The 19,328-nt window shown below is 40.5% G+C and carries 11 protein-coding genes, 1 pseudogene and 1 riboswitch; of the genes and pseudogenes, 7 read left to right on the top strand and 5 right to left on the bottom strand.

Features of this window, described 5'->3' with window-relative positions:
* From ACLR96_RS07255 to ACLR96_RS07235, 5 genes and pseudogenes are all read right to left on the bottom strand, one after another.
* A pseudogene (locus ACLR96_RS07255) lies at positions 1 to 237 on the bottom strand (collagen-like protein); the annotation flags it as partial.
* A 288-nt stretch (positions 238 to 525) separates the two neighbouring features.
* Positions 526 to 1,410: a 4-hydroxy-tetrahydrodipicolinate synthase gene (gene dapA / locus ACLR96_RS07250; protein WP_177270235.1), complete on the bottom strand. Its 885-nt coding sequence runs from the start codon at positions 1,408 to 1,410 to the stop codon at positions 526 to 528.
* Between the two features lie 88 nt (positions 1,411 to 1,498).
* A riboswitch (Lysine riboswitch) is annotated at positions 1,499 to 1,673 on the bottom strand.
* A gap of 150 nt (positions 1,674 to 1,823) precedes the next feature.
* Entirely contained in the window at positions 1,824 to 6,311 is a 4,488-nt protein-coding gene (locus ACLR96_RS07245; protein ID WP_177270233.1) for a chitobiase/beta-hexosaminidase C-terminal domain-containing protein, read from the bottom strand.
* Between the two features lie 94 nt (positions 6,312 to 6,405).
* Positions 6,406 to 8,064, bottom strand: a complete 1,659-nt coding sequence (locus tag ACLR96_RS07240) for an amino acid permease (RefSeq protein WP_177270231.1) — start codon at positions 8,062 to 8,064, stop codon at positions 6,406 to 6,408.
* 335 nt (positions 8,065 to 8,399) lie between these two features.
* Positions 8,400 to 10,112, bottom strand: coding sequence for a helix-turn-helix domain-containing protein (locus ACLR96_RS07235; RefSeq protein WP_177270229.1), 1,713 nt, complete (start codon positions 10,110 to 10,112; stop codon positions 8,400 to 8,402).
* Positions 10,113 to 10,325: 213 nt separating this feature from the next.
* On the opposite strand from ACLR96_RS07235, the gene ACLR96_RS07230 reads away from it, so the two are divergent.
* The 7 genes from ACLR96_RS07230 (at position 10,326) to ACLR96_RS07200 (ending at position 19,323) form a co-directional block, all read left to right on the top strand.
* Positions 10,326 to 11,921 (top strand): amidohydrolase, encoded by a 1,596-nt coding sequence (locus ACLR96_RS07230; RefSeq protein WP_412265514.1) that lies wholly within the window; start codon positions 10,326 to 10,328, stop codon positions 11,919 to 11,921.
* 77 nt (positions 11,922 to 11,998) lie between these two features.
* Positions 11,999 to 13,606 carry an amidohydrolase gene (locus ACLR96_RS07225; RefSeq protein ID WP_412265513.1) on the top strand — a complete coding sequence of 536 codons (1,608 nt, stop codon included), beginning with the start codon at positions 11,999 to 12,001 and terminating at the stop codon, positions 13,604 to 13,606.
* Between the two features lie 208 nt (positions 13,607 to 13,814).
* Positions 13,815 to 15,116: a phenylacetate--CoA ligase family protein gene (locus tag ACLR96_RS07220; RefSeq protein ID WP_177270908.1), complete on the top strand. Its 1,302-nt coding sequence runs from the start codon at positions 13,815 to 13,817 to the stop codon at positions 15,114 to 15,116.
* Between the two features lie 80 nt (positions 15,117 to 15,196).
* The gene (iorA, locus tag ACLR96_RS07215) at positions 15,197 to 16,936 is read left to right on the top strand and encodes an indolepyruvate ferredoxin oxidoreductase subunit alpha (protein ID WP_177270902.1); all 1,740 of its coding nucleotides are present in this window, start codon (positions 15,197 to 15,199) and stop codon (positions 16,934 to 16,936) included.
* Between the two features lies 1 nt (position 16,937).
* On the top strand, positions 16,938 to 17,513 hold the full coding sequence (locus ACLR96_RS07210) for an indolepyruvate oxidoreductase subunit beta (RefSeq protein WP_177270901.1): 576 nt from the start codon (positions 16,938 to 16,940) through the stop codon (positions 17,511 to 17,513).
* Positions 17,514 to 17,575: 62 nt separating this feature from the next.
* The gene (locus tag ACLR96_RS07205; protein WP_177270900.1) at positions 17,576 to 18,874 is read left to right on the top strand and encodes an AMP-binding protein; all 1,299 of its coding nucleotides are present in this window, start codon (positions 17,576 to 17,578) and stop codon (positions 18,872 to 18,874) included.
* A gap of 20 nt (positions 18,875 to 18,894) precedes the next feature.
* The gene (locus ACLR96_RS07200; RefSeq protein WP_177270899.1) at positions 18,895 to 19,323 is read left to right on the top strand and encodes an ACT domain-containing protein; all 429 of its coding nucleotides are present in this window, start codon (positions 18,895 to 18,897) and stop codon (positions 19,321 to 19,323) included.
* The last annotated feature ends 5 nt before the right edge of the window (positions 19,324 to 19,328 follow it).

Here is a 19,328-nt window from a genome sequence, read left to right as displayed (position 1 = left end):
TCCTCTTTCTCCTTGAGGTCCGGCAGGCCCTGCTTCGCCTTGAGGTCCGGCAGGGCCGGGCTCACCTTGAGGGCCAGGTATACCCGCCTGACCTTGAGGCCCGGCTACTCCCCTTTCGCCCTGAGCTCCTGTAGGCCCTGTTATATAATGCGGAGAACAGCAGAGATTTTGAGGAGGACGGCAACTTTGAGGCTGGCATTTATTAGAATGGCCGTTGAGCCGATTATTGTAAGACATTAAATTACCCCCTGTCTGTTTAAATAGATATGTTAAAACATATCTATTATTAAGTTATGTATGGCTTATGGAAATGTGACTTTATCCCATCCTGATGTGGCATTGACTGTAGCAGAAAAGAATGGGTATAATAAAGAACAAAACGTTAGATAAGATTGGTTTTTAAGGAAATTTTTCTTTACAATGTGGACAAAATGAGCTATTAATATATCTGATATAATCATATAAAAAGACTCTTTGAGATTTCAAAGAGTCTTTTGTTTTGTATAAAGTTATATTTTTTGAATTTTATATCAGTCCCATTTTTTTCATTTCATCTTCTATTCTCTTATCCACGGCTTCGGAAGGCGGACAGAGTGGAAGTCTGAAAAACGGTTTGAACATACCCATCTTAGCAAGAGCAGCCTTTACCGGAATCGGATTCACATCGGCGAACATACTGTCGATGATAGGTTTCATAGAAAGCTGAAGTTCTCTTGCTCTTTCAATGTTTCCTTCAAAAAAGCTCTTGGACATTTCAACCGATTCTTTTGGCATAATATTGGCGATTACAGAGATATATCCGTCGCCTCCCAGTGAAAGAAGAGGAACAACCATATCGTCGTTTCCTGAGTATACGGCAAAATCCTCAGGAACAAGCCTGCATATTTCGGCAACCTGAGCAATATCCCCGCTGGCTTCTTTAATAGCCACGATATTAGGGTGTTTGGAAAGTGCAGCTACGGTGGAAGGCGCGATATTCACTCCTGTACGTCCCGGTACTGAGTACAGAATACAAGGGACGGAAACAGCATTTGCGGTTGCTGTGTAATGTTCTATAAGCCCCTGCTGTGAACACTTATTGTAATAAGGTGTAACCAGAAGTAAGGCATCGACACCTGCTTCTTTTTCTATTCTTTTTGCCAGGTTGATTCCATGTGCAGTATCATTGCTGCCGGCTCCTCCTATGACAGGGACTCTTCCTGCTGCTGTATCAACACAGAATTTGATGGTTGCGATGTGTTCTTCGTCATCCATAGTGGAAGCTTCTCCTGTAGTTCCGCATGCGATAATAGCGTCGATTCCCTGTTCTATCTGCCAGTTGATGAGATTACCATAAGCCTTAAAATCCACTGAACCATCTTCATTAAATGGAGTTGCTATAGCAACTCCGCATCCTCTAAATAATGCCATTTTGTTTCCTCCTCGAAATTATCAGGTAAAAATATGTAAAAAAAAGTTGCATCCTATCGATGCAACAAGAAACGCAAATGTTTTTCTGTTGACCGATAGCGCCTCTGCTCAGATTTTGTGAGCAGGAGTATATGACGTGTTATCATCATATCCCAGAAATCCGCCATGCCTGACAAGATCCTTCGGCGGTATCTCCTTTCACCGACTTCATTGGCTGCCGCCTCAGTTCGATTACTGTTATTTACCGCACCTCTATCAACTTTAATATAGAGTCTACACGTTTTGAACGAGAATGTCAACCGGTATTTATAAATCATAAAAATCTTGATGTATGCTTTATAAAAAAACATAGGAGATATCAAAGATTCTCCTATGTTCGCATAATATATTTATTCATATAGATTATAAAATAATCAGCTGCGGCGCTTTTTATGTATTGCTGCGCCTCCTGCTGCCACCGCAAGGAATGCCAGAGTTATATATAACGTTATGTTTATATTATCTCCGGTTTTTGACGAACTGTTTTTCTCAGAATTTCCGGGATTTACAGCAGGAGAACCTTTTACAGTGACAGTAGTACTGGCTTTTGCGTTTCCTGATTTTGCCGTTATGACAGTTTTGCCGCCGGATATAGCTGTGACATTTCCGTTGTTATCTACTGATGCTATTGAAGGATCACTGCTTTTCCATATGATAGAGGAATCTATCGCATCAGATGGACTTGTCTGCGCGTGTATCTGCCTGGTATCTCCTTTTTTTATGGTCATCTCAGTCGGATCAAGAGTGATTTTTTCAACTCCTTTTGCAGTAATAGTCAGTGTACAGCTGGCTTTAAGGGTCATATCAGCGTCACTTGATGCAGTTACTGTTACTGTTCCCGGTTTGAGGGCAGTGAGAATCTGAGCTTTTTCTCCGCTGAAGCTCTCGGTACAGTCGAGGCTCACACTGTCTGCATCCCCACTTATACTCCAGTGTATTTTAGTACTGGAAGGATTATTGGAGCCGATAATTGAAGCTGATAATTCGACCGGTATTCCGGAAGAATCTTTTGTGAGCAGTATATTTTTTTCGCTGCAGTCAAGGGTTATACTTTCAGGATAATCTTTTGCGAAACCTCCGTTTCTGGCAGCGGTATTTTCTGCAGAAGCCATTGCTGCAAAGGTCCAGCAGCTTCCCAGATTGCCTTGATTGCGTACTGGCGTCAGAGTTCCTGTATCTCTTAAATCAAAACTTTCGGGCAGATTTCCGTCGAAAGATTCCGTTCCGCTGGCATTTGGGAGATTAAGGGTCAGAACACCGTTTTTTGATTTGATATTCAATGGGTTGATATCAATATCGTTTGAAATATTATCATATAAATTGTTATTGATATTATCTTGAGTGTTTTTATTTTTTGATGTCTTTTTTAAGTCGTTTGGTGTGGTTTTTATATAGCTGTCGGTATCAACGTTACGAGTATAGGCGCGTATGCAAGGAAAAATCCCGTATTCGCCAATATCTTCTTTTTTGCCGTTTGATTCTAAGAAAGCAACATTTGATTGAGGACGTATGCAGGAAATGGAGTCCCCGTAATTTGAACTTGCGCCCATGCTTATTTTATTGTCTTCTTTTGTACTTTCCAGATAAACCTTTACTGAAAAATTGCTCCCTGGCGGTATCAATATGGGCTCAGAAAGTCTTTCTGTATAAAAACCTGCATATTTTTTTACACCTTCGGAGACTTTCTTTGTCTCTTCATTGCAAGTAATGAAAATCTCATATCGTGTGTCAGAACTTAATATCTGAAATGATGCTGCCTGCAGAAGTTCCGGTGAACTGCTTTCGTTGATAAAATGTTCTTCTGCTGAAAAGCTTGTATCAGAGGAGATTGTCGATACATTTCCGGCAATATCGTTGAAATATTGGTGATTGTAGTTATCAGGCGATTCATCGGCAATAAATATTGCAGGGTTGTTGGTTGTCATAAAAGCATCTTCATATGAAAGATAAAAATATCCGTTATCGCCGGTATTTTCTCCCCATGAGTTTTTAACGATGAAGGCTCCGTCATTTTTTGGCTGAGGAAGCTCATTGCCCCCGGTATAATTCGGATTACCCTTAAAATTTTCTTTTTTGTAATTGTCATCCCAGCCTACTATGGTAACAATATGTCCGCCATCATTTCGAGTCGGATATTCATAAGCCTCATCGATGTACCAGTTCAATCCGTCAGGTGTATAGTAAGCGTTGGCGGCAAGAATATAAATGTCTGCAGCGCCGTAATTGTAAACGCCGTTTTTAACATGTTCAATAAAGCTTTCATTAGTTTCGTTTGGCAGATAAAGTGCATTTTGGATATGATATTCTGCCTTTGAAGATAAGTCTTTATAATCGTAGTTTGAACTTTCTTCTTTTCCCGGAGAAGGATAAGGATCATCATTTTCGTTTACAGGACCGTCCCAATTGGAGAAGTAAGCCATTGACATAAGGAAGTGTCCTCCGCCGTTAATTCCTGTGTTATAAGCGTAGCTGCTTCCATCTTTGTCTGTAAGTGCTGTAAGCATGTTTTTTTCGGAAAAATCAAGGTCTTTTATAGCATCAGAGTTCAGTTCTTTTTTCAGGCTGAGTTTATATGTATTTTTCTGTGAAAAAGTTTTATCGAGACTTTTTACTTTGAGAAAATATTTTCCCGAGCCTGCCTCATATCTTATGTTCTGTGATTTATTGTCATGTACTGATTTTTTCAGTTCTTTTCCTGTTTCGTCATATAGATAAAGACCGACAGATATGTCTGCAGGAGGCGTTAGAGTAAGGCTGAGATCTGCTTTGTTATCAAGTGTAAAGCTGTACCAGTCAATATCTTCGGAATTATGAATTGTAGCCTCGATTTCTCCCGGAAAGCTCAGGGCTGTGGCATCATTTTTTGTATTATTTGCTTCATATCTGTCGCCTTTTCCCTCGCCGACCTCATATACAAAAGTTTTTATATTGCTGGGAAGAATTTTATCATTAACAGATGAATATGAAAGTACTTTTAAAGTAGTTGTCTCTTCTATTGTAATGGCGTTTTTATAAATAGTTCCCTTATCTTTGGAAGGTGTGCTTCCATCTGTTGTATATCTTATTACAGCGCCGTCCATATTAGTGGAAAGTGTGATTTGCGTACCTTTTTCCAAGAAACCGGAAGACTGGCTGGCATTTACGTCTCCGGCTGCAACTTCTGTTATTTTTATTGTTTCGGTACGCGAGTGATTGCCGGTTTTGTTTACTGTACAGAAAGAAAGGATCATAGGCTCCGTAACAGTCACAGGCTCGCTGTATATTTTGCCGTTAGTAAGCGGATCTGTTCCATCTGTGGTATATCGTATTTCGGAGTCAGTATCCATGCAGACAAGGGTTATTTTATCTCCCCATGTCATGTTTTTTCTTGCATTTTCAGCATAGGCTCCGTACATAAACTCAGTCTGTATGCCTGCAAAACATATATCTTCTCCAGGTGATTCGGGAATTATAGGAAAACTGCTGTCATTTATGAGAAGTGTCGCAGCTCCGCCTCCGGGGATTTCTTTCAGGTCTATTGAACTTTCAAAAATTTTGTCTACCTGCACACCGTCTACATTAGATGGATTTTTGCTGTCGCTGCTGAGGGAGTAGATACCTGATGCTTCTCTAAGATACAGGGCAATATTATAATTGGTAATTACTTCTTCTATATTGGAGGCTTTACCGTCCTTTGCGATGTATCCTGTATCTTTCAGCGCAGATTCGATTTCGTTCAGGCCGAGATTGTTTTCTCCTGTTTGTTTGTCTAAAATGGTTTTATATATAGAATCTCCGCCTCCGGGAAGGCCTTTTGTTTGATTTGCAAGATATCTGCCGAAAAGGTACCAGCTTCCGTAAGGATAGACTGTCATTTCATTGTCGGGAACATAATAGTCTTTATATATAAAAGGCGAAGAATATCCGTTTTTATTAGTGAATTCTACAAGCGCATCCACTTCATAGACCGAATTGGTTGTCGCCAGACCTGTAACGGCTATAGCGCTTTGTGAAAACATTTCATTAAGCCATGAATCGCAAAAACCTCCGGTCTGTGCGAAGTTCACGAGATGCTGAAGCTCATGAGCCAGGGTGCTCAGTGTTATTGTGCTGTCTGTCTGGGCTGTTCCCATGTGGAGCATATCCATAACATTTCCTGTGGCGTATTCGTATTCTTCTTGCGTGAACAAGTCGGCTGCATAAAAGAATCCTGCAAAGTCCATGGGATAAAAAACAAAGGCTGTCTTACCGTCTCCGTCTACATCTGCAAGGCTCCAGTCACCGAAAGCAGCCTTCATGGAGTTGTTGATTTTCTTATCTATATCGTCGGCATAAGATTTTGCCTGATCATTTGTTAAAAAGTTTCTGTATTCCACACTTCTCCATATGGTACATGTATCGCCTACGGCGGCAACTTCGATTTGGAAGCTGGCAGGACGACCGTTATAATAGTCACTGTAAATAGTTTTAGTATCTCCTATATTGTAAGAGCTGTCGGTTTTTGATCTTTTCTGTGGGCTCGGTTGAAGTTCAGGAAAATCAGTGTGCGTAAGAGACATCATACCACATCTGCCTTCATTTGCCGTGTTTTTTGCGGGGGTTGCCGGTGAGCCTGCGGCCTGATCTTGATTAATCCCCAGAGGCTGAGTTTTAGATAGCTCATCATTGGAGCTTATTGTGAAATCGAGATTTTCGGCAAAGAGTGAATTGCCGGAATAACCGTCTGTACCGTCTTTATCTATGAATGATGTTTTTTCCTGTGCCGAAACTGTTTGTGCTATGCCTGTCCATGTAAAAACAGGGATCGTACAGAACATTACCGCAGCCAAAGTGACTGCGGTAATATGAATTTTAATTTTTTTTGTTAAGATCTTTGTTTTCATAACTTTTTCTCCTCGCTGCGGTATCGAATGTTAATACATATATGTATAATATCATATAAGTCAAACAAAGAAATGTAATTTGTAAAATATATGTTTATTTTGTATCAGAAATCTTATCCGTTTTGCAGCCAATAATAAACAGGATCACTCCTAATATAGCGCCGCCTAGACCGCACCATCTGCATATGGAGATCATACCATAGAAATTACTCAGCAGTCCTTCTCCATATGTTTCCAGATAATATGCAGGGCCCCATGAACCTTCATACCATGAAATGATGAAGGATCCTGCGAACATCAGCAGTCCAAATATTATGAAAAAGATTCCCATTCTCCATATATCTCCCTGAGCTAATTTTGTCTTAGGGTTGATCGGATATTTTTCAGGCTGATTTTTGTATAGACCACCATACAATCGTTTAAAGGCTATATAAGCTATAAGACCTGAAATGGTTATGAGAAAACTGAATGTAAAAAATTCCAGTCCGTTTACCATGATACCGATGAAACCAATCAGGAACATTCCTCCTATGACATAGGCTTTTAGAGCTTTTCCTCCCTTTGCATACCATACGGTTCTTTCTTCGACAGGATACTTTTTCCTTATTTTCAGAAAAGCAAAGGCAAGTCCTACATAAAGTATGAATAAAACAGGAGAAACAATGTTTACTATCATAGAAAAGTCAAAATTGACAAATATAATGGTAACAACTGCCAGAATTATTATCGGCCAAAAAGGCATTTTGCTTTTCTTTGTTAGCTTAGACAGGAATCCCGGACATAAATTGTCTTCTGCTAATATGAGGAAAAGTCTTGATCCGCTGGCGATAACAGAATTTGTAGTTGAACATGATGATATTACAGCCATTATCATAAAAGCGATTCCCAAGGCAGGGCCTGTATAATGTATGAGCACCGATGAATAATTAAGGGCGCCTTCCTCGATACCTGTTCCCCAGTTTGCGTAATTTCCCAGAGAAGCCAAACCTGCAATAGTAGGCAACAGGAAATTGAGTGCGATTATTATAATGGATACTTTCATTCCTTTTGGAACGATTTCCGGATTGGATATTTCTCCTCCCAGATTTGATATTTGTATGTAACCGCAATACAGCCATATACCTATGGCGAGGCCGGTACCTAAACTGCTTACTATATCAGAACCTTCAGGAATAAATGGTTCTATTGGATTATAGTTCCAGTTTGCAAAACCTACTATGGTTACAAGTGCGAACATTACTATAATTATTATGGAGAAAACTGTACTGAGAATGCTGACTTCCTTTAGCCCTATAAGATTTACAATAGTTAGGATCACTACAATGGCTACCTTTATTATAGTGGCGGCCAGAGGTGTCAGAGCGATAACTTTCCCTATGTACCCTACAGCGATAACAACATATGCGGCCTGTCCCAGATAGATGGCAAGCATGAGCCACCAGTTCATGCAGAATCCCCACATTTCTCCGTAAGCCATTTTCATCCATACATAAGGACCTGCGTCAACAGGTGCTAAGGCTCCTAATTCAGCTGTGTAGATCCCCATAGGTGCAGCCCATAGAATGGGTATTATAACCAGTAAGACTATAGTCAGCCCTGGTCCCACACTTGGGATCATATCTTCGACACCGAAAGCTCCCGCAGCGCACATACAAAATATGAGAAATACTATTCCGGCCAGAGAAAATCTGGTTTTATGCATTGTGGCAGAGCCATTTGCTACTTCGGTATGAGTATCAGATCTGTTGCTCATTTTACTCCTCCTTTTTAAAATATATCAGTTTTTATTATGCAGAAAATATCGCTTTGCGATATTGACTGAATGTAACAAAGTTTACCGATGAAAAATATCGGCGAAATTAGTTTTATTTTTTCCGGAAAATACACCCCTCCTTTGGGTATGTTTAGATTACAAGATGTTTTCAGAAAATTATATATTATTCTTGCTATTCGGATTGCCGATTTTTAAATCTCAGGCATTTTAAATCCCGTATTATGTTGCTGTTTGTCTGCAAACCTAAGGAATAACAGCAATAAAGATATTAAAATGCCTAAGATCAAATTATGTCTGATCTCAGGCATTTTGATTTACTGCTCTACAGTTGATGTTATGCTGATGAAACAGATGCTTTTACTATGAAGGTGGGTTGGTATATTGATGCGGCCTTCAGTAAAAAATGATGTCTCATGGGAAAACAGTTTCTGTTCCAGTATCCTTTTTACGGTTTCGCAGTGCATATCTTCATAGTGCTTTTTTGGATATATGCGATGTATCTCGGATAGGTATCTGGAGTAATCGTCTATATTTATTTTGCTTATGGTAACGAAACTTCCGGCAGAGATACTTTCTGATTTTATGGTTAGTTCCTTTTCATGTGTAAGATTCAGGTTCCAGCATAAAATGTGATAAGATGATTCTTTTTTTAATATTATATAGTATGTGTCTACATATATACTTTCATATTTTTGAGTGAAAAAACGCAGCAGATAATAAAGGGGAGTTTTTATATATCCGAGGGTATAGATAGTTTCATCATTTTGTGTTGACCCCAGACTGAAACTGCAGGTATGTTTTGTCACTATGCTGTCCAGTGTACTTTTAATACTACTGTACATGTCCGGTTTGATGCTGTCTCCTTTTTTGTGTGGATGGCTGTCTATTATTATTTTCACAGAAGAGAAGTATTTTCTTATGAAGTCGGGACTGAGCAATTTATCATGACAGAAGTAATCATCCGGCAGATCGAGGAGATCCGGGTTATGGCAGACAAGTCCGGTATGAATTTTTAGAGAATCAGTGAAATCTATCTGATCTATTTGGATTGTCTGGCTTACAGGTTCGGTGGGTAAGTCGCCGAAGGATGTCTTAAGGCTGTCAAGATTTTTATGTATGACTTCGGAGCAGTCTTTTATATTATAAAATTTGATGTTGGGTTCCATTTTTGCTATGGTTTTATCTATATACTTCTTTCTGTATTCCTGGGGCGACATGCCAAACCAGAACGTAAAATGTTTATTGTAATAAGAAGAGTTTGAAAAACCGGAACTTAAAGCTATATGGGATATAGAAAGATCGGAGGACAGAAGGTCGTATTCTGATGTTTCTACCCGGACCATATTTATGAAATCTCTGTAGTTTATACCTATAGTTTGAGAAAATAAATGAGACAGATAGTAAGGATTCAGGTTTTGTCTTGATGCAATCTCTTCAAGAGTAGAAGGTTCTACATAATTTTTATAGATATCATCAATTATTTCTCCCAGCCGTTCAGTTTGTCTTATGTCTTGAAGCCTTTTGTAGACGAATGCTTTGTGTTCTCTATCCACTGTAAATCCTCGGAATTCGCGGTAAATGATTCCGAATATAGTTTTCAGTGTCTTTTTTACACGTGTGTGAAATCCTTCAGTACGTTTGAGGAATTCGTCTAGGAGCAGAAAAATACAGTATTTGAGCTGGAGCTGCTGATTATTGTAAAGCAGCAGCGTCTTGTCTGTCGGCATAGTGATGACGGCAGTACGTATATTGGGAAATATTTTTTCCAGATATTCTATGTCGACGCTCAGGATAAGTACAATGTTACTGTTGTCTTCAGAGCTGAGAGAATGGATATCTTCGCTGTGTATGTAACGGAAATCATTTTTTTTAAGACGATATGTTTTAAATGTCAGATTAAGATCTACATGTCCCTCCAGCACATATATAAGCTGGATATCGGGATGCATATGTATAGGATAGTTTGAAACAGAGGCGATCTCTATTTTAACGGGCAAGTCTTTTTCGTAAGTTATATTTTTCAGCATAATACACCTTGACCTTTGTAGAACTTAGTTGCTATTTGTGTATATATTATAAAAAAAAGGAGCAAAAAAGACAAATGTTTTTTCTGAATAATAAAAGAATTAGCAATAAAAGAATTTACGGATAATTTTAATTGCAGTATATTATTATTACAAAAAAACAAACCGGAAGACAGAGCATCAGGCATTTGGATGTCTGCAGAATAGGGGGATATTATGAATTTAGTATTGAAAAGTACATGTATTTTTGACAGCATCAGTGACACTCCGTTTGCGGGATACATAGAAATTGAAGGTAACAGGATCAAAGATGTGGTGAAAGGCGAAACGGATAAGTATAATAATCCGTCCATGTACGAAGTTAAGGACTGCGGCAACAAAACAATAACAGCAGGGCTGATGGACGGACATATACATCTGTTTTTGGGGTCTTTGTATAATGCTACCATAGATCTTTATTTTACAGATACGGAAGAAGAGGCTGCGGAGAAACTGTATGAATTTTATAAAGACCGTGACGATGAATGGGTGCTGGGATTTAGATGGTCTAACTACAGATGGCCTGATTCCAAGCTTCCCAGCAAGGAATCCCTTGACAAATATTTCCCGGATCGTCCTGTAATCGCGTTTAATGATGAGCTGCACGCCGTATGGGTAAACAGTAAAACTTTGGAGATTTGCGGTATCAACAAGGAGACTCCCGATCCACAGGGTGGTACTATAGCAAGAGATGAGAACGGCGAACCTACAGGATATCTGTTGGAGCAGCCTGCCATGGAGCTTGTTACCAAAGAGGCCCTTGACGTTTCGCCTGAGAGAGAAGAAGAGTTGATAGAAGGTTTTATAAATATGGCTCACACCAAAGGCGTTACCACAGTAGGTGCAGTTCATGTCCTCAGAATAATGAAGAATGAAGCTTGCAGACGTCTTGAAGAAAAGGATAAGCTCAAGGTCAGAGTTTTCTTTGCTCCTCACATGGAGATGGATATAGATGAAGCAATTAAGCTTAAGAAAGAATATACTTCAGATAAGCTGAGATTTTTGGGACTGAAAGGTTTCCTTGATGGAACACCGTTGGGATATACCGGATATATGGTAGAGCCTTATGCAGATCGCCCGGGTTTTCGTTCGGAACCTCTCGTAGATAGAGAATGGCTTTATGAAAAAAGCAGAGAATGTTATAAGAACGATATTGCCATGAGGCTTCACGCCTGCGGAGACGGAGCGGTAAGAATGGCGCTGGACGCCTTTGAAATAGCCAGAAAAGAGCTGGGCGAAAAGGATGTGAGGAATACTATCGAGCATATAGAGGTAATCCATGAAGATGATATCGGAAGATTCGCAAAGACTAATACCATAGCCAGCATACAGCCGTGCCATATGTTAATGGAGTCGCTGGAAAAGCATCCTATATTTGATATGATGGATGAAAAGAGGGTGCGCCTGTCGTGGATAGGAAAGACGCTGGAGAAAAACGGCGCGCAGGTAGCCTTTGGTACGGATTTTCCTATCGTAGACTTGGATCCTGTAGATTCGGTGTACAGGGCAGTCAAGAGAAGAATGGAGGATAATCTTCCTGAGGAAGGTTGGAATCCGCAGGAAAAATTCACGGTATCCGAGGCTCTAAAAAATTCAACTATAGGGCCCGCCTATATGATGTGCATGGAAGATAAATTGGGTTCTCTGGAAGAAGGAAAGCTTGCAGATATAAATGTATTCAGCCGTAACATATTTGAAGATACTGATGATATGCTTTCCACTGAAACGGTGATGACTGTGTTCGACGGAGAAGTCGTTTACGATAAACTATAAGCTTTTGAAAGCCAGAGAGAATGTTGTTTTCCTCTGGCTTTGCAGTTGGCGGCTGCTGCCGCAGAAAGGAAGGCGCAATGAATTTAGTATTGAAAAGCTCATGTATTTACGATAGTGTTGCCGATACTCCCTTTGCAGGTTATATAGAGATTGAGGGAAATAAGATAAAATCTGTGGTAAAAGGAGATACAGATAAGTATAACGATCCTTGTAAATATGAAATAAAAGACTGTGGTGACAGAACTGTGACAGCGGGGCTTATAGATGGGCATGTACATTTGTTTCTCGGCGCTTTGCATGCCGGAACTGTAGATATATATGAATCAAATACAGAAGAAGAGGCTGCAAAAATGCTTTATGATGCTTACAAAAAACGAAATGACGAATGGGTCATAGGTTTCAGATGGCATAATTACAGATGGCCGGAGGCAAAGTTGCCGAGTAAGGCGTCATTGGATAAGTACTTTCCTGATCGGCCGGTAATAGCTTTTAATAATGAATTACATTCAGTATGGGTAAACAGTAAGACCCTTGAGCTGTGTGGCATTGATAGAAATACTCCTGATCCTGAAGGAGGAACGATAGGCAGAGATGAAGATGGAGAGCCTACAGGATTTTTTCTTGAACAGCCTGCCATGGAGATGGTGACGGAAAAAGCCCTCAATGCATCTTCTGTTATGGAAGAGGAGATGATAAAGGCTTTTATGGATGTTGCTCACAGTAAGGGAATAACCTCCATTGGGGCTGTTCATGTAATGAGGATAATGAAGCATAAAGCATGCAGGCGTCTTGAAAAGAAGAATCAGCTGAAAATGAGAGTATTTTTTGCTCCTCATATGGAAATGGATATACAAGAGGCAATAAAGCTCAGAGACGAGTATAATTCGGATAAGCTGAGGTTTTTAGGGCTGAAAGGTTTTATAGATGGAACTCCTCTGGCATATACAGGATATATGGTTGAGGATTATTCAGATCGTCCGGGGTTTTGTTCTCAGCCTCTGGTGGATCAGGAATGGCTTAATGAGAAGAGCCGACAATGTTATAAAAATGATATAGCCATGAGGCTGCATGCCTGCGGTGACGGAGCGGTAAGAATGGCTCTTGATGCTTACCAGACAGCAAGAAAGGAGTATGGGGAGAAAGATGTGAGAAATACTATCGGGCATATAGAAGTTATTCATGAAGACGATATCGGAAGATTTGCAAAGACTAATACCATAGCCAGCATACAGCCTTCGCATATAGTTATAGATTCTCTTGAAATTCATCCGGCATTTATCATGCTTGATGAAAAACGGCTTCGTTTGTCATGGATAGGAAAGACTCTTGAAAAAAATGGAGCGAGAGTAGCTTTTGGCACTGATTATCCTATTGTTGATCTGGATCCTGTAGACACTGTTTACAGAGCGGTCACAAGGAGAATGGCTAATGATATGCCGCAAGAAGGCTGGAATCCGCAGGAAAAATTCACAGTTGCCGAAGCTTTGAAGAATTCTACTATAGGACCTGCCTATATGATGTGTATGGAAGATAAACTGGGGACTGTTGAAAAGGGCAAATTTGCCGATATAAATGTATTTAGCCGCAATATATTTGAAAATATAGATAATATGCTTTCTACTAAAACTGACATGACAATATTTGACGGAGAAATAGTTTACGATAAACTTCAGGGTGAAAATTAAATTACTGAAATCAAGCTGCTGTGTTAACTGAGATTAATACAGCAGCTTATTTTTATCTTTTAGAATAGTTTCCATACCATTTCTCCCTTTAGTGGCGGATAATAAAATATATGAATTTCGGTGATTTTATGGTATATTAATATAGGAGCAGAATCGGTTTTGATGATGTTACCTACATAATAATAAAGAAGGAAATAAAATGGAACACATGATTTGGAACAAAGAGATGGAATGTGCCGATAGGGAGACCAAAAACGCTATCCAGCTCGATCGATTGAAAAAGACAGTACAGGTCTGTTACAACAATGTGCCGTTCTATAAGAATAAGTTTGATGAGATCGGGCTTAAGCCCGAACATATCAGGACATTGACCGATTTAAAACATATTCCGTTTACTACGGCAGACGATCTGAAGAACAATTATCCTTTTGGACTTTTTGCAGTGCCAAAGAGAGATGTGGTAAGAGTTCATGGATCATCGGGAACGACAGGCAAACCTAAGATTGTAGGCTATACAAGAAATGATCTGGATAATTGGTCAGAGATTATGGCAAGGGTTATCTGTGCGGCGGGAGGAACTGCCGATGATATAGTGCAGATTGCTTTCGGATATGGCCTGTTCACAGGAGGATTCGGACTGCATTACGGGATGGAGAAGATAGGAGCGATGGTAGTTCCGTTGTCCAGCGGCAATACTGACAGACAGATAATGCTCATGCAGGATTTCGGAAGTACAATTCTCATAGCAACCCCTTCATACGCATTGTATCTGGCTGATGAAATAGAGAAAAAAGGTATAGATAAGGATACTATAAAACTGAGACTTGCCCTTTTTGGAGGAGAAGGTCATACAGAAGAAATGAGAGCGAAAATCGAAGCTCAGCTGGGTATATTGGCAACGGAAAATTACGGTCTTTCGGAAGTGGGGGGACCGGGATATTCGGGAGAGTGCTATCTTAAAAAGGGACTGCATATCGCTGAAGATCAGTTTATCTCGGAAATAATAGATCCTGATACGCTGGAGCCTCTGCCCACGGGGGATAAGGGAGAGCTTGTTATAACAACTCTTACTAAGGAGGCTTTCCCTATGCTCCGATACAGAACAAGGGATATTACATGGCTGAATGATGAGCCGTGTGAATGCGGAAGGACGTCCATGAGAATGAACAAAGTACAGGGGCGTACAGATGATATGATGGTTATCAGAGGTGTCAATGTGTTCCCTTCTCAGATAGAGTCTGTGATAATGGCTATGAATGAGATAGAGCCATTTTATGAGATCATAGTGACTACAGAGGACTATCTTGACAGAATAGAGATAAGAATAGAGTTCTCTGATGCTTCGCTGCTTGATGATTATAATAAACTGGAAAACCTGAGAGCTAAAATAAGGCATAATATAAAATCGGTTCTCAATATAGATGCCAAGATAACATTGGTTACACCGGGAACACTGCCGAGATATGAAGGTAAGGGAAAGAAAGTAATAGACAAGAGAACACATAAGTAGTAAACAGAAAAGCCGGGTAGGCGCAGTCCGAAAAGTCGCCGCCGGCGGTTCAATGGAAAAGAAAGGTAGAAGATACAGATATGGAAAAGAAAATTATGCTGGGCAATGAAGCCTTTGCGAGAGGAGCCTATGAGGCCGGCGTTAAAGTCGTGTCATCATATCCGGGGACTCCCAGTACAGAGGTAACGGAAAATTTAGCAAAATACAATGAAATTCATGTGGAGTGGGCGCCTAATGAGAAGGTGGGTACAGAAGTTGCTGTAGGAGCTTCCATAGGGGGCGTGCGTTCTCTTTCATGTATGAAACACGTAGGTCTGAATGTAGCGGCTGATCCGTTTTTCACAGCGGCGTACACAGGTGTTACAGGGGGAGCTGTGATTCTGGTGGCTGATGATAACGGGTGCCATTCCAGTCAGAATGAGCAGGATTCAAGATATTACGGAAGAAGCGCCGGAGTTCCTATGCTGGAGCCGGCAAATGCTCAGGAATGTAAGGATTATATGAAACTTGCTTATGAGATCAGTGAAAAGTATGATACAGTAGTGCTTCTGAGATCAAATACGAGGCTGTCCCATTCAAGAGGGATAGTTGAAATGGGACAGAGAGTTGAAAAAGACAGGATTCCATATAAAAAAAATATACAGAAGTACGTTGCCATGCCTGCTATGGCCAAAAAGTTACATATAATCCAGGAAGAACGCATGAACCGGATAGCTGAAGATAGTAATACCATGGATATCAACAGAGTGGAGATTAATGACACTTCCATAGGAATCATTACCAGCGGGATCTGTTATCAGTATGTTAAGGAAGCTCTTCCGGAGGTCAGCGTACTGAAAATGGGACTTATCAATCCTATTCCGAAGAAGCTGATAGAGGATTTTGCTTCAAAAGTCGATAAACTTTATGTTATAGAAGAAGGAAATCCTTATTTTGAAGAACAGATAAGAGCTATGGGTGTGAAGCTGGCCGGCGGTAAGGATATGTTTACTATACAGGGTGAGTACAGCGCTAATATGATAAGAGCAGCTTTCGGTATGCCTGTGGCAGAAACCATAGAGATCGACAATGTTCCGGGAAGACCGCCTCTTTTATGCGCAGGATGCCCTCACAGAGGTCTTTTTCACGTATTGAGCAAGCTTAAGAAAACCGTACTTGGCGATATTGGATGTTATACTCTGGGTTCACTTCCTCCGACATCGGCAATGGATGCATGCCTTTGCATGGGGGCCTCCATCACAATGGCCCACGGTTTTGAAAAGGCCATAGGCGACAGCAAGGATGTAGTGGCTGTCTTGGGAGATTCTACATTCTTCCATTCGGGAATTACAGGCCTTGTTAATATGAACTATAATGGATCTAAAGGAACAGTGATAATTTTGGATAATAGAATCACCGGCATGACAGGTCACCAGGATAATCCGTCTACAGGAAAAAACGCGCAGGGCGATGAAGCTCCGGCGATAGATATTGCGGCAATGTGCAGAGCCTGCGGAGTGAAACATATAACAGAGATAGATCCGTTTAAGATCAAGGAACTGGAAGAAGTAATAAAGACTGAAACGGAGAGAGGCGAATTATCTGTCATAATAACAAAGAGACCATGTGCTCTTATAGTAAAACAGCCGGATATCCCTTACACTGTTACTGATAAGTGTAAGAACTGCAAGATGTGTATGAAGATAGGATGTCCTGCTATCGAGGAAAAGGACGGCAGACCGTTCATAGTACCGGATAGATGTGTAGGCTGTGAGCTTTGTGCAGAGGTATGTCCTTTCGACGCTATAGAGATAGATTCAAAAGCAAAGGAGGACAAATAGCATGAATAAGTCAAATATACTTATAGTAGGTGTAGGCGGACAGGGAACATTGCTTGCCAGCGTGCTTCTGGGCAATCTCGCTTTGGCAAAGGGTTTTGATGTAAAACTTTCCGAAGTACACGGAATGGCACAAAGAGGCGGAAGTGTAGTTACTCATGTAAAAATAAGTGAAGATACAGTAAATTCCCCTCTAATAGAAGAGGGAGATGCTGATGTCATAATTGCCTTTGAAGAGTTGGAAGCATACAGATGGCTGCCTTATCTTAAAAAAGGAGGAACTATGTATGTTAATACACAGCAAATTCTTCCTATGCCAGTGATTCTCGGACAGGATAAGTACCCGGAGCATATCATGCAGACACTTCGGGAAAAGGCCGGTACTATTAAAGCTTTTAATGCTCTTGAGATAGCAGAAGAATGCGGAAGTGTCAAAGCTGTGAATGTGGTTCTTCTGGGAGCAGCCTCAAAGGATCTTCCTTTTGATGAAGCTGCGTGGATCAAGGTTATCGAGGAGAATGTAAAACCAAAGTTTGTAGAACTGAATAAAAAAGCGTTTGAAATGGGAAGAAACGCATAAATCTTAAAAAAGCCTGTACGATCGCCTAAGGCGGACAGACAAATGAAAGGAAAAGTTGCAGAATGATTTGGAATAAGGAAATAGAATGCGCAGATCGTGAAACAATGCGAGCTCTGCAATTAAAAAAATTAAAGGAAACCGTAAAATATGAGTATGACAATGTGCCTTACTATAGAAAGAAAATGGATGATGCTGGTGTTAAGCCTGAGGATATAGAATCCTTAGACGACATAAGAAAATTACCTTTCATAACAAAAGAGGATATTGCTGCAAATTATCCGACAGGACTCTTTGCAAAACCCATGGAAGAAATAGTGAGGATACACGCTTCATCAGGAACGACCGGCAAGCCTAAAGTTGCAGGTTACACGAGGAAAGACCTGGAAATCTGGGGAGAATGTGTAGCCAGAGCTATGGCAAGTGCAGGACAGGACAGTAAATCAGTGGTTCAGGTTGCTTACGGATACGGTCTTTTTACAGGAGGTCTGGGAGCGCATATCGGAGCGGAAACCATTGGAGCTACGGTTATTCCCATGAGCAGCGGCAATACCAAAAAGCAGATAATGTTTATGCAGGATATGAAGAGTACGGCTTTGGCATGTACGCCTTCATATGCCCTTACCATAGCTGAAGGTGTTGCAAAGGAAGGAATAGATCCGGCTGATCTGCCGCTGAGAGCGGGAATCTTCGGTGCGGAGCCGTGGACTCAGGGAATGAAGGAAAGCATAGAGAAAGGTCTGGGAATAAAGGCCTATGATATTTACGGCCTTACAGAAATCGTAGGTCCGGGAGTTTCCATCAGCTGTGATGAGAATGAAGGAATGCATGTGCAGGAGGATTATTTTTATCCTGAAATAATAGATCCGGAAACTCTTGAGCCATTGCCTGACGGAGAAATAGGCGAGCTGGTATTCACGACACTTGGAAAAGAGGGCTTTCCTATGGTAAGATACAGAACAAGAGATCTCTGTTATCTGATGAGGGAAAAGTGCGGCTGCGGAAGGACTACGGTCAGAATGAGCAAGATTCTGGGAAGAACTGATGATATGCTTATTATAAGGGGAGTTAACGTATTCCCTTCACAAATAGAAGAAGTGATATCTAAGTTTGAGGAGCTTACGATAAACTATATGATTTATGTGGGAAGAGAAAATAATAAAGACACATTTGATCTTGAGGTTGAGCTGGCTTCCGGACTTGCCATAGACAACATAAAGTTTATAGAAGAACTCAGAGGAAGACTTGATCACTCATTGAGAGATATGCTGGGCATCGGCTGTAAAGTCAAGTTCCTCAATGAAGGAACATTGCCGAGAAGCGAAGGCAAAGCCGTTAGAGTTAAAGATTCGAGAAACCTTTAAGGGATAAAGGAGGAATTAAAATGTTAATTAAGCAGATGTCGGTGTTTGTAGAAAACACAACGGGAAGGCTGGCGGACTTAACAAAGATTTTAGCCGATAACAATATCGATATCAAGGCAAGTACCATTGCTGATACTGTTGACTTCGGTATTCTAAGATGCATTGTTCCGGACCCGGAGGTGGCTACGGAAATATTGAAAAAAGCAGGTTTTACTGCCAGCATTACAGAAGTCGTGGCAGTATCTTTGGAAGATAAACCGGGAGGTCTTCATAAAGTTCTTAAGATACTTGCTGATAATGATATAGGTGTAGATTATATTTATTCTACTATCAAGGCTAAGGATGATGAGGCAGTAATTATGATAAAAGTTGAGGATCCTCAGAAGGCTATAGATGTATTGACATCAAATGGCATTAAACTGTTCAGCATGAATGAATTGAGCAAATAAAGCAA

Source organism: Lentihominibacter sp. (assembly GCF_046951855.1).
GTDB lineage: Bacteria > Bacillota > Clostridia > Peptostreptococcales > Anaerovoracaceae > Lentihominibacter > Lentihominibacter hominis.
The sequence above is the reverse complement of the archived record's forward strand: the minus strand, read 5'-3'. Positions and strand labels throughout refer to the sequence as shown.